This window comes from Burkholderia sp. BDU5, assembly GCF_001522845.1.
Classification (GTDB): Bacteria; Pseudomonadota; Gammaproteobacteria; order Burkholderiales; family Burkholderiaceae; genus Burkholderia; species Burkholderia mayonis.
Map to the genome: position 1 here is coordinate 19,158 of NZ_LOWC01000142.1, position 12,299 is coordinate 31,456.

The 12,299-nt window shown below is 68.9% G+C and carries 9 protein-coding genes; 8 read left to right on the top strand and 1 reads right to left on the bottom strand.

Annotation, left to right across the window (positions count from 1 at the left end):
- Positions 1-73: 73 nt before the first annotated feature.
- Complete coding sequence (locus WS69_RS35705; protein ID WP_226382888.1) at positions 74-643, bottom strand: MaoC family dehydratase; 570 nt, start codon at positions 641-643, stop codon at positions 74-76.
- A gap of 680 nt (positions 644-1,323) precedes the next feature.
- Between WS69_RS35705 and WS69_RS21340 the strand changes: the two genes are divergently transcribed.
- From WS69_RS21340 to WS69_RS21375, 8 genes are all read left to right on the top strand, one after another.
- Entirely contained in the window at positions 1,324-2,421 is a 1,098-nt protein-coding gene (locus tag WS69_RS21340) for a hybrid sensor histidine kinase/response regulator (RefSeq protein WP_059472671.1), read from the top strand.
- A gap of 171 nt (positions 2,422-2,592) precedes the next feature.
- Positions 2,593-4,269, top strand: coding sequence for a methyl-accepting chemotaxis protein (locus tag WS69_RS21345; RefSeq protein WP_059472672.1), 1,677 nt, complete (start codon positions 2,593-2,595; stop codon positions 4,267-4,269).
- Positions 4,270-4,299: 30 nt separating this feature from the next.
- A complete protein-coding gene (locus tag WS69_RS21350; protein WP_059472673.1) occupies positions 4,300-4,839 on the top strand; it encodes a chemotaxis protein CheW in 540 nt (179 codons plus the stop codon).
- On the top strand, positions 4,836-6,896 hold the full coding sequence (locus tag WS69_RS21355; protein ID WP_059472674.1) for a CheR family methyltransferase: 2,061 nt from the start codon (positions 4,836-4,838) through the stop codon (positions 6,894-6,896). The genes WS69_RS21350 and WS69_RS21355 overlap by 4 nt, the downstream gene beginning before the upstream one ends.
- Positions 6,877-7,599 carry a chemotaxis protein CheW gene (locus WS69_RS21360; protein ID WP_059472675.1) on the top strand — a complete coding sequence of 241 codons (723 nt, stop codon included), beginning with the start codon at positions 6,877-6,879 and terminating at the stop codon, positions 7,597-7,599. Before WS69_RS21355 ends, WS69_RS21360 begins: the two co-directional genes overlap by 20 nt.
- Entirely contained in the window at positions 7,596-10,109 is a 2,514-nt protein-coding gene (locus tag WS69_RS21365) for a hybrid sensor histidine kinase/response regulator (protein ID WP_059472676.1), read from the top strand. Before WS69_RS21360 ends, WS69_RS21365 begins: the two co-directional genes overlap by 4 nt.
- A gap of 4 nt (positions 10,110-10,113) precedes the next feature.
- Positions 10,114-11,139 carry a chemotaxis response regulator protein-glutamate methylesterase gene (locus tag WS69_RS21370; protein WP_059472677.1) on the top strand — a complete coding sequence of 342 codons (1,026 nt, stop codon included), beginning with the start codon at positions 10,114-10,116 and terminating at the stop codon, positions 11,137-11,139.
- A gap of 381 nt (positions 11,140-11,520) precedes the next feature.
- A complete protein-coding gene (locus tag WS69_RS21375) occupies positions 11,521-12,243 on the top strand; it encodes a haloacid dehalogenase type II (protein WP_059472678.1) in 723 nt (240 codons plus the stop codon).
- The last annotated feature ends 56 nt before the right edge of the window (positions 12,244-12,299 follow it).

Below are 12,299 nucleotides of genomic sequence, written 5' to 3' on the forward strand. Positions count from 1 at the left end.
GTGCGAACGCGTCGCGCCGCCGATCGAACGGGAACGGCGGCGGCCGCCTCCCCATCGCAGCGGCCGTTCCGCGCTACGTCGCCGCGAGCGCGTCGTCCGGCAGGCTGAGGCTCGTCGACTTCGCGATCACGCAGATGTCGCCCGCCGCGTTGCGCAACGTGCCTTCGAGCCGAACGACGTCGCCCTTCAGCTTCTCGCTTGGTTCGATCGCGACGATCCGCCACGCCATCGTCACCGTGTCGCCGGCCGCGACCGCCTTGCGGAACTTGAACTCGAATTCGAGTCCGAGCGCCGGTCGTCGCTCGCTGAGGAACGTTGCGACCATGCCCATCATCAGCGCCGAATAGTGCGTACCGCTGACGATCAGTCCGCCGAACCGCGTCGGTTCGGCGAGTGCCTCGTCGTGGTGCAGCGGGTTCATGTCGCCGGCGAGCGTCGCAAATCGGCGCACGGAATCAATGTCGAACGTGACCATTTTTGAGATAGTTTCGCCAACGCGGTAACTCGGATTCATAGGGGCGTGATGAATAATTAGATAAGAGAGATATCGATTGCGTTTTAAACGAGCATTGCGTGAATATTGAGATAAGGACGCAATGCGGGAGATCGCCGCTATCTCGAAAAAACGAGAAGCGGCGCTCAATGATCGAGACGTCCGCGATTGCACCGGGGACGGTCGATGAATGGCGGCGTCACGTCGTCACGAGATGCTATCGTCCACCGGCCGGACGGTCAATCGAGCGTGCTGTCCGGCTGTGCGGCGCGTGCGCCGTGCAGTCGACGTTCAATCGGTTCGACGGCGGTGTGTGCCGAGCGCATGCGGCAAACGCCCGTCTGCCGGGCGTCTCGCGCCATTTTCTGCCGAGCCGGGCACGTTCGGCGAACGTGCCGCGATCGTGATCGGCGAAAACGTTTGCGTCCCGACAACTTCGGGCACTGCCGGCGCAATTGATAAATCTCTCTGTGGCGGACAGATAACACACTGCACGGACGCAATTGCGCACGGCGCGTATCAGGCGCATTGTGATCGCAGTATCAACTGGATCGCTTCGACGCGCGTTTTTTACCTGTTCGATCGAAGATTCGATCGCAAAACGAAGTGAAATGCTCGCCGATTATCGAGCGAAATCAGCGAACACACTTAATTTCATTTAACATCGGCACTTTATATTCGTTTTAAGAAAGAATGAGGGCCCGTTTCATTGCCGTTCACGCGGAACGGCGGGCTCGCGCTCACGCGATCGCATGCCGAACCCGCCAGGCACGCGAGCGACGAACGGAGCTGGAACAGGCGACAAGGCAACGATTGCGTAGCGTTACGACATGATGAACAAAACGAATAGGAATAATGATTCGGATTCGCTTGAATCGGGCATCTCGGTGCTGCTGGTCGACGACCAGGCGTTCGTCGGCGAAGTGATTCGCCGCTCGCTCGTCCCGGAGAGCGACATCGTGCTGCACACGTGCACCGACGCGCAGCGCGCACTCGCGATGGCGAGGGAAGTGAAGCCGACCGTGATCCTGCAGGATCTCGTGATGCCCGACATCGACGGCCTCGAACTCGTGCGCGCATGGCGTGCCGACGCGCAGACGGCGCGCGTGCCGATCATCGTGCTGTCGGCGAAAGAGGAGCCCGACGTCAAGCGCGCGGCGTTCGTCGCCGGCGCGAACGATTATCTCGTCAAGCTGCCCGACACGATCGAGTTGATCGCGCGCATCCGCTACCACTCGAACTCGTATCTGACGCTGCGGCAGCGCGACGAAGTGCTCGACTTCCTGTCGCACGACATGCGCACGCCGCAGACGTCGATCCTTGCGCTCCTCGACGTCTATCGCAACGAGCGCGGCGCGATGCCGCCGATCCTCGAGCGGATCGAGACGCACGCGCGCCGCGCGCTCGCGCTCGCCGACGGCTTCATACATCTGACGCGCGCGCAATCGGAGAAGCGGCCGAGCGAGACGGTGAGCCTGAACGAGGTCGTGCTCGACGCGGTCGACCAGATGTGGGAGAAGGCGGGCAGCGTCGGCAGCCGCGTACGCGCCGACGTGCCGCCTACCGAATGCCTGTGCATCGGCGACCGGATGATGCTGACGCGCGCGGTCGCGAATCTCGTCGACAACGCGCTGAAGTACGGTCCCGCGGGCTCCGAGGTGCGCTGCACGCTCGTCGAGGACGGCGACTGCTGGCTGATCAGCGTCGAGGACGAAGGCGCGGGCATCGCGCCCGAGCAGCGCGCGGCCGCGACCGAATCTTTCGTGCGGCTCGTGCCCGCGGGCGGCGCGCAGCGCGGCGGCTTCGGGCTCGGGCTCGCGTTCGTGCGCGCGACGGCCGCGAAGCATCGCGGACAGATCCTGATGCGCTACACGCCGCGCGGCTTTCTCGCGGGACTTCGGATACCGAAGGATGCGAGCGCCGTGTGACGCGTGCGTACGGTATGGCTCATTCGTGCGCCCTGACCTGTCCCCGGACACGATGCTTCAAGTTACACTCGCGATACCCGGGTTTCGCGTCGCGGCTGGATCGATGCGATCCGCCCGGTGTGGCGCGCGACGCTTTTTTCACATGATTTTCCGCCAGCTGGATAGAACGACATGCCCTCTGTGACGCCCCGCGCCAGCAACGAGACTCTTCGCAAACCCGCCGCCGGCAGCCGGCTCACGCTGGGCAACCGGATCCTGCTCAGCTTCGGCGTGCTGTTCGTGCTGATGCTGTTCATGGCGGCGCTGTCGTATCAGCGACTGCGCGCGATCAACGAAGAAGCCGTCAGCATCGGGCGCGATTCTCTTCCTGGCGTTTATCTCGCGTCTTCATTGCGCGCGGCCGCGAATGAATCGTATATCACGCTGCAGCGCGTGGTGTTCGTCGACGCCGATGCCGAAGCGGTCCGGCGCGATCTCGCGACGGTGCCCGGCATGCTCGAAGAGTTCGACAAGCTGTTGTCCGCGTATCAGGCGTCGGCGTTCCGCCGCGACGACCAGCAGCGCTTCAATACGTTTCATGATTCGTACAACCGCTACCTGCCGCTGCTGAACGACACCGTGCAGAAGGCGCGCGGCGCGAAGAGCGATGCGCTCGCCGCGTATGCGAAGATGACGCCCGTGTGGGAAGAAGTGATTCGAAATGCGAACGTTCTCGTGCAGGAGAACCGGCGCTTCGCCGAGCAATCGGCGACGCTGATCCGTCAATCGGTGCACGGCACCGAGATCACGCTCGCGGTCGCGCTCGGCGTCGTGCTCGTGTCCGCGCTCGTGCTCGGCTACTTCCTGTATCGCGCGGTGACGGTGCCGATGGCGCAGCTCATCGACGTGCACGACGTGATGCGCACCGGCAACCTGACGCAGCGCCTGAACCTCGGCCGCAACGACGAGTTCGGCACGCTCGAGCGCGGCTTCAACCGGATGGCCGACGAACTGACCGCGCTCGTCGCGCAGGCGCAGCAGTCGTCGCTGCAGGTGACGACGTCGGTCGCCGAGATCGCGGCGACGTCGCGCGAGCAGCAGGCGACCGCGAACGAGACCGCGGCAACGACGACCGAGATCGGCGCGACGTCGCGCGAGATCTTCGCGACGTCGCGCGATCTGCTGCGCACGATGAACGAAGTGTCGTCGGTCGCCGAGCAGTCGGCGACGCTCGCGGGCGTCGGCCAGAGCGGCCTCACGCGGATGGGCGAGACGATGCGCAGCGTGATGGATGCGGCTGGCTCGGTGAACGCGAAGCTCGCGATCCTCAACGAGAAGGCGATCAACATCAACCAGGTCGTCGCCACCATCACGAAGGTCGCCGACCAGACCAATCTGCTGTCGCTGAACGCGGCGATCGAAGCGGAGAAGGCGGGCGAATACGGCCGCGGCTTCGCGGTCGTCGCGACCGAGATCCGCCGCCTCGCCGATCAGACGGCCGTCGCGACGTACGACATCGAGCAGACGGTGAAGGAGATCCAGTCGGCGGTGTCGGCGGGCGTGATGGGGATGGACAAGTTCTCCGAGGAGGTGCGGCGCGGGATGCGCGACGTGCAGCAGGTGGGCGGGCAGCTGTCGCAGATCATCGCCGAAGTGCAGACGCTCGCGCCGCGCTTCCAGATGGTCAACGAAGGGATGCAGACGCAGGCGAGCGGCGCCGAGCAGATCACGCAGGCGCTGTCGCAACTGTCCGAGGCCGCGCAGCAGACGGCGGAATCGCTGCGGCAATCGTCGCAGGCGATCGACGATCTGACGCTCGTCGCGAATCAGTTGCGCACGGGCGTGTCGCGTTTCAAGGTCGACGCGTGATGCGCGCGTGACGCGGAAAGCGGAGCCGACATGCTGTTCCTGCTGTTCCACCTCGACGGCGAGCGCTATGCGCTCGATGCGGCGGAGATCGCCGAAGTGCTGCCGTTCGCCGCGACGAAGACGATTCCCGGCGCGCCCGCGTGGGCGGCCGGCATTTTGATGCATCGCGGCGAGCCGGTGCCGGTGATCGACGTGCCGCGGCTCGCGCTCGGCCGTCCCGCGCAGCATCTGCGCTCGACGCGGCTCGTGCTCGTGCGCTACCGGCTGCCCGCGGCCTCCGAGCCGGCGTTCGTGCAGCCGCGCGTGCGTCTGCTCGGGCTCATCGTCGAACGCGCGACGCAGACGACGCGAATTCCGCGCGACGCGTTCCGCGACAGCGGGATCGCGACGCCGCACGCGCGTTGGCTCGGACCGATCGCGAGCGATGCGGACGGCGTCGTCCAGTGGATCGCGGTCCAGCACATCGTCGACGGCGATGCGCGCGCGCTGCTGTTCGACTATGCGGCGTCGCTCGCGCCGGCCGGGCCGCTTGCGCCGCCCGCCGGCGCGCCGGCGGGCGGCGGGCTGTGAACGTGTTCGACCCGCGCCTTCATGCATGGCTGTCGCGCGAGACCGGGATCGATCCGGCATCGCTCGGCAACGAATTCGTCGCGCGCGCGCTCGCCGAGCGGATCGCCGCGACCCGGCCGGGCGTCGACGGCGGCACGGCCGCGCAGTCGGGCCGGCCCCATTCGCCCATCACGGATGAAGCGGTCGACGCCTACTGGCAGCGCCTGAACGCGTCGCCCGACGAGCGGCGCGCGCTGATCGAGCTGTTCGTCGTGCCGGAGACCTGGTTTTTCCGCGAGCGCGAGGCGTTCGGCGCGCTCGCGCGGCTCGGCGCCGAGCGGCTCTTCGCGGAGCCCGCGCGCGTGCTGCGAATCCTGAGCGCGCCGTGCTCGACGGGCGAGGAGCCATATTCGGCGGCGATGGTGCTGCTCGATGCGGGCATCGATCCGGCGCGCTTCGAGATCGACGCGCTCGACATCAGCGGCCGCGCGATCGAGCACGCGGAATGTGCGCGCTACGGACGCAACTCGTTTCGCGGCCACGCGCTCGAGTTCCGCGACCGGCATTTCAAGGCGGCGGCCGACGGCTGGGTGCTCGACGAGCGGGTGCGCGCATGCGTGCGGTTCCGGCGGGCGAATCTGCTCGATCTGCTAGGCTGCCCCGGCGAACCGTACGACTTCGTGTTCTGTCGCAACGTGCTGATCTATTTCGATCGCGACGCGCAGGACCGTGTCGTGCGGATCGTCGAGGAGCAACTCGGCGAGCGCGGGATCGTATTCGTCGGCCCGGCCGAGACGGGCGTCGTGATGCGACAGGGGCTGACGTCGGTGCAGATTCCGCTTGCGTTCGCTTTTTACAAGGCGGCGGCCGATGCGGCGGCGCGGCCCCGCGTGGCGGGCATCGGCGCGCCTGCGGCGGGCGGCGCGCGGCGCGGCGGACCGGCGGCGGTGACGGGCATCGCGGATGCGGAGCGAACACAGTCGCTCGGCGGCACGTTGCGCGCGATCGCGCACGAATGGTTCGTCGATGCCGGCTGGCCGACGCCCGAGCTGATCGCGCGCGCGATCGACGGTAAGCCGACCGCGTTCGAGCCGTCGACTGAATCGTTCACGTCCGCGCCGAACGCCGCGCGTCCCGCATCCGAGCCGCTCGCGCGTGCGGGCGATTCCGGCTGGCCTGCGGCCCGCGTGTTCGCGCGCGCGCCGAGTGTTGCGGAGCCCGCCGGCGAATCGTTCGCGCCGGCTCGCGATGCCGGACGTCCCGCGAGCGCGCCGCCCGTGAACGCATTCGACACGGGCTGGACGGCCGCGCGCGCATTCTCGCGCGCGCCCGACGCCGCGCAGGCGTCCGGCGAATCGTTCGCCCCGGCGATCGACGCCGCGCATCCCGCAGCCGCGCCGCTCGCGCGCAGTGCCAGCGGTGCGCGTCCGGTGTTCGATTCGCTTTCCACGTCGGCGGCCGATGTCGGCTCGCCCGCAGCCGCGCCGCTCGCGCGCGACGTCGGCGCCGCGCCGCGCGCGTCCGCATCGCTCGCCCGCACATTCGATACGGGGTGGTCCGCGTCCGGGACGCTCGCGAGCGCGTCGGGCGTCGCGCAACCGGCGTTCGCGTCGCATGCGTCCGGCGCGTCCCGCGTCGTCGTCGGCGGCGCCGGGACCGACGCCGCGTCTCGCGCGAGCGCCGATCCGTGCGCCGGCGTGCCGCCCGAAGCGTCGCTCGACGCCGCCCGCCGCCTCGCCGACGCAGGCGCGTTCGACGCCGCGCAGCAGGCGGTGCGCGCGTCGATGGACCAATCCGGCCCGAGCGTCGACGCGTTCTATCTGCTCGGCCTGATCGCCGACGCGCAGGGCCGCGGCGACGAAGCGACGGACTGTTATCGGAAGGCGCTGTATCTCGAGCCGTCGCACTACGAAGCGCTGACGCATTTGGCGACGCTGCTCGACATCGCGGGCGATCGCGACGGCGCACAATGGCTGATGCAACGGGCCCGGCGTGCGGCTCAGTACGAATCGGCCTCGTCCGTGACCGACACGAACGACGGCGAACCAAGAGGAACCCATGGACCGCGACGCCGTTGAGCGACCACGGATCGCATTCGAGATCGACGCTTGCTGGAACCGCATCGGCACGCGCGGCGACCGTTCGTGCGAACGGCTCGAAGCCTGTCGCCGCTGCCTGAACTGCACGGTGTTCGCGCAGCACGCGGCGCTGCTTCTCGACCGTCCGCTGACCGATGCGGATCTCGCCGACGCGGCGCGCCTCGCGGCCGAGCGCGCGCCGCGTTCGACGGCGGTCTCGGCGGCGGCGCGCGACGGCGCGGCCGAGACCGTCCATTCGGCGCTCGCGTTTCGCGTCGCCGACGAATGGCTCGCGCTGCCGATCGGCGTGCTGCGCGAGATCGCCGATACGCGGCCGATTCATGCGCTGCCGCATCGGCGCAATTGCGCGGTGCTCGGCATCGTCAACGTGCGCGGGATGCTGCGCGTCGCGGTGTCGCTCGCCGAGCTGCTGAGCCTCGATGCGCGGGCCGATCGCGCCGCGTCGCGCACGCGCTTCACGCGGATGCTCGTCGTCGCGCATCGCGGCGATCCCGTCGTGTTTCCGGTCGATGAAGTCGAGGGCGTGCTGCGCTTCACGCCGTCCGAGTGGATGCCCGTGCCCGCGACCGTCGCGCGCACGGGCGGCGCGCATTCGCGCGGCGTGTTCGCGTGGCGCGGCAAGACGATCGGCCTGCTCGACGAGGACCGCCTGTTCGATTCGCTGACGCGGAGCCTGCGATGAGTCTCGATGACGATCTCGGCCGGGCGTCGCTGCTCGAGCTGTTCCGCGAAGAGACGCAGACGCAGACGCAGGCGCTGTCCGAGCGGCTGCTCGCGCTCGAGCGCGGCGCGCAGGACGCCGCGACGCTCGAGGCGTGCATGCGCGCCGCGCATTCGATGAAGGGGGCGGCGCGGATCGTTGGCGTGCCTCAGGGCGTCGACATCGCGGGGCGGATGGAGGATTGCTTCGTCGCCGCGCAGCACGGCCGGCAGCCGCTGACGCCGTGTCACGTCGATGCGCTGCTGACGGGCGTCGACTTGCTCGTGCGGATCGGCGATCCGCGAACGGCGGCGCCCGTCACGCAGCGCGAGATCGACTCGTTCGCGGCGGCGCTCGATGCGGCGGATGCGGGGGCAGGCGAGTGGGGCGCCGCAGTCGGCGCGAGCGGAGCCGGCGACGCGATCGCCGCAAACGAAGCGGCCGGCATGCGCGGCTCGATCGGCGCGACAGGCGCGAGCGATGCGGGCGCTGCAACCGGCGGCGTCTCGCGCAGCGCAGCCGATTCGCGCGCGATGACCGACAGCCCCGACGTCACGCAAACACCACGGCACGCGCCAGCACCTGCGCGTCGCGGCGCGTCGCCCGCATCGAACTCGATGCAGCTTCGCACCGAGTTCGTACCGGACGCGCACGCGTCCGACATGGCGCGCGACACGACGCGGCGGGATACGCCGGCGACGTCGCAGGACGCGCCGGACCAGGCCGCCCGTTCGCCCGACGCCGAGCGCGCGTCGAGCCAGATGCGCCGCGTGCGCGCCGAAACGCTGAACCGCTTGTTGAGCCTGTCCGGCGAATCGCTCGTCGAATCACGCTGGCTGAAGCCGTTCGCCGAGTCGATGCTGCGCGTAAAGCGCGCGCAGCGCGACGCGTCCCGCTCGCTCGACACGCTGGCCGAAGCCCTCGCCGACGATGCCGATCCGCGCGTGCGCGGCGCGCTCCATGACGTGCGGCAGATGTTCACCGACTTGCAGCGCACGTTCGCGACGCGGCTCGACGAGCTCGACCGCTTCGAGCGCCGCAGCTCGCACATCGCCGAGCAGCTCTACGACGAAGCGCTGCAGTGCCGGATGCGTCCGTTCGGCGACGCGACGCGTGCGTATCCGCGCGTCGTGCGCGATCTCGCACGCTCGCTGGGCAAACGTGTGCGCTTCTCGATCGTCGGCGAAGCGACGCAGGTCGACCGCGACATCCTCGACATGCTCGACGCGCCGCTCGGCCATCTGCTGCGCAACGCGATCGATCACGGCGTCGAGCCGCCCGGCGTGCGCGTCGCGCGGGGCAAGCCGGCGGAGGCGGCCATCACGCTCGAAGCACGGCACAGCGCCGGGTCGCTCCTCGTCAGCGTGAGCGACGACGGCCCCGGCGCCGATCTCGCCGCGGTGCGCGCGGCGATCGTTCGCCATCACCTGACCGACGAGGACACGGCGGCGCGCCTGTCCGACCAGGAACTGCTCGAATTCCTGCTGCTGCCCGGCTTCTCGATGCGCGAGCAGGTGACCGACGTGTCCGGCCGCGGCGTCGGTCTCGACGCGGTGCAGGAGATGGTGAAGTCGGTGCGCGGCGCGGTGCGGATCTTCAACGAACCGGGCCTCGGGATGCGCTTCGTGCTGCAGCTGCCGCTCACGCTGTCGGTGATCCGCAGCCTGATCGTCGACGTCGGCGGCGAGCCGTACGCGTTTCCGCTCGTGCAGGTGCGCCGCACGCTCGAACTCGACCGTACCGACATCGACGTGCTCGAGGGCCAGCAGCATTTCCCGCTCGACGATCGCCGCGTCGGCCTCGTCACCGCGCACCAGTTGCTCGACGCGGGCGAGCTCGACGAGAGCCGTCCGACGACGGCCGTCGTCGTCGTCGGCGGCGAGCCGGAGACATACGGCGTCGCGGTCGACCGCTTCCTCGGCGAGCGGATGCTCGTCGTGCAGCCGTTAGACGGACGACTCGACAAAATTCAGAACATTGCAGCGGGCGCTCTGCTGGAAAATGGCGATCCGGTGCTGATCGTCGACGTCGAGGATCTGATCCGCTCGATCGACAAGCTGATTCGGGGCGGCCAGCTCGCGAAGGTGCGGCGCGGCGATCGGGACCCGCTGGCGCAACGGAAGAAGCGCGTGCTCGTCGTCGACGATTCGCTGACCGTGCGCGAGCTCGAACGGAAATTGCTCGAGAAGCGCGGCTACGACGTGACGATCGCGATCGACGGGATGGACGGCTGGAACGCGGTCCGCGGCGACAGCTTCGATCTCGTCGTCACCGACATCGACATGCCGCGGATGGACGGCATCGAGCTCGTCACGCTGATCAAGGGCGATCCGCTCTCGAAGTCGGTGCCCGTGATGATCGTGTCGTACAAGGATCGCGACGAGGACCGGCGGCGCGGGCTCGAAGCGGGCGCCGATTACTACCTGGCGAAGGGCGGCTTCCACGACGAGGCGTTGCTCGACGCCGTGCACGACCTGATTGGGGGCGCGTAAAGCCATGAACATCGGCATCGTCAACGACTTGCCGCTCGCCGTCGAGGCGCTGCGCCGCACGATCGCGCTGCGGCCCGAGCACCGCGTGCTGTGGGTCGCGACGGACGGCGAGCAGGCCGTCGACTTCTGCGTCGCGCAGCCGCCGGACCTCGTCCTGATGGACCTCGTGATGCCGCGGATCGACGGCGTGACGGCGACGCGCAGCATCATGGCGCGCTCGCCGTGCGCGATTCTCGTCGTCACCGCGAACGTCGGCGCGAACGCATCGTACGTGTACGAGGCGATGGGCGCGGGCGCGCTCGACGCGGTCGATACGCCGACGCTCGAGCAGGGCGGCAGCGCCGATCCGTCGCAGCCGCTCCTCGCGAAGATCGACCAGATCGGCCGGCTGCTCGCGACGCGCACGCCTTCTTCCGCGCCCGTCCCGGCGCCCGCGCCGCAGGGCGTGCTGCCGCCGCTCGTCGCGATCGGCGCGTCGGCGGGCGGGCCCACCGCGTTGACCGCGCTGCTGCGGCGGCTGCCGGAGGATTTCCCGGCGGCGATCGTGATCGTTCAGCACGTCGACCAGGCGTTCGCGATCGGGATGGCGCAGTGGCTCGACGGCTACACGCCATTGCCGGTGCGCATCGCGCGGCAGGGCAGCGCGCCGCAGCTCGGCGAGGTGCTGCTCGCGGCGACGAACGATCACCTGCATCTGACGTCGCGCGGGCTGCTCGGCTATACGCGGCGGCCCGAAGAGACGCCTTACCGGCCGTCGGTCGACGTGTTCTTTCACAGCGTCGTCGATCACTGGACGAGCGAAGCGATCGGCGTGCTGCTGACGGGCATGGGGCGCGACGGCGCGCTCGGCCTGAAGGCGATGCGCGTGAAGGGGCATTACACGATCGCGCAGGACGAGGCGACGAGCGCCGTGTACGGGATGCCGAAGGCGGCCGCCGCGATCGGCGCGGCGAGCGCGGTGCTGCCGCTCGACCAGATCGCCGATCAGTTGATCTCGCTCGTCCAGCGCAACAAGCATCGCTGGCGCTGAGCGCGCCGGGCGCGCTCGGGTTCGGCTTCGATATTGGTGTCTGTGTTTGTGCCCGTGCCCGTGTCTGCGTCGGCATCGGTTTCAGCTTCGATTTCGATTTCGACTTCGGCCTCGATTCCGCCCGCGCGGATGCGCGCACGCGGTCGCCGATAATGTCGGACAGCAGATGTGCGATTTTCCAGACATGCAGGAGCGGCGGTCCGCGTTCGGCGGCCGTACGGGGCGGTCCTGCGTTCGACGATGCCGCCAGCATCATCGTCCGGCGGTCCGTTCTCTGCGGTGCGTCGCCGACTGCGTGCGCACGGCCGACGAACACGGCTCGACTCGCCCGAACGGGGCCGCGGCATCCTGAAACGTCATCCCACGGCTCAGGAGAGCATCATGCAAGCGCTTGGCGTGAAGGCATTGGTTTTCGACGTGTTCGGCACCGTGGCCGATTGGCGCTCCGGCGTCATTCGCGACGCGGGGCCTTTTCTGGCGAAGCACGGCCGCGCGGGAGCCGACCCGGCCGCGTTCGCGGATGCGTGGCGCAAGCGCTATTCGCCCGCGATGGAGGCAGTGCGAAGCGGCCGCCGGCCGTTCACGCGGCTCGACGTGCTGCATCGTGAGAATCTCGAAGCGATCCTGCCGGCGTTCGGCATCGATCCCGCGAGCGTGTCGGAAGCCGATCTGCACGAACTGAATCTCGCATGGCACCGGCTCGATCCGTGGCCCGATTCGGTCGCGGGGCTCGCGCGGCTGAAGGCGCATTACATCATCGCGCCGCTGTCGAACGGCAACGTGATCCTGATGGTCGACATGGCGAAGCGCGCGGGACTGCCGTGGGACGTGATTCTCGGCGCGGAAGTCGCGCAGGCGTACAAGCCGACGCCCGAAGCATATCTGCGTACGGCCGACATCCTCGCGCTGCGGCCCGAGCAGGTGTGCCTCGTCGCCGCACACAACGGCGATCTCGCGGCCGCGCGGGGCTGCGGCTATCGGACCGCGTTCGTCGCGCGACCGCGCGAGCACGGTCCCGCGCAGACGACCGACTTGCGCGCAGAGCAGGACTGGGACGTCGTCGCGGCGGATTTCGTCGAGCTGGCGGAGCGGTTCGGCGCGTGACGAGCGATGCGGCGCGGATCATGGCCACGGCGGCGGACATGGATAAGGCTGACGGA

What these genes read in the sequence shown, in the direction of transcription:
- WS69_RS21340 (WP_059472671.1), top strand. Translation starts at nt 1,324, where the DNA reads ATGATGAACAAAACGAATAGGAATAATGATTCGGATTCGCTTGAATCG.
- WS69_RS21345 (WP_059472672.1), top strand. Translation starts at nt 2,593, where the DNA reads ATGCCCTCTGTGACGCCCCGCGCCAGCAACGAGACTCTTCGCAAACCC.
- WS69_RS21350 (WP_059472673.1), top strand. Translation starts at nt 4,300, where the DNA reads ATGCTGTTCCTGCTGTTCCACCTCGACGGCGAGCGCTATGCGCTCGAT.
- WS69_RS21360 (WP_059472675.1), top strand. Translation starts at nt 6,877, where the DNA reads ATGGACCGCGACGCCGTTGAGCGACCACGGATCGCATTCGAGATCGAC.
- WS69_RS21365 (WP_059472676.1), top strand. Translation starts at nt 7,596, where the DNA reads ATGAGTCTCGATGACGATCTCGGCCGGGCGTCGCTGCTCGAGCTGTTC.
- WS69_RS21370 (WP_059472677.1), top strand. Translation starts at nt 10,114, where the DNA reads ATGAACATCGGCATCGTCAACGACTTGCCGCTCGCCGTCGAGGCGCTG.
- WS69_RS21375 (WP_059472678.1), top strand. Translation starts at nt 11,521, where the DNA reads ATGCAAGCGCTTGGCGTGAAGGCATTGGTTTTCGACGTGTTCGGCACC.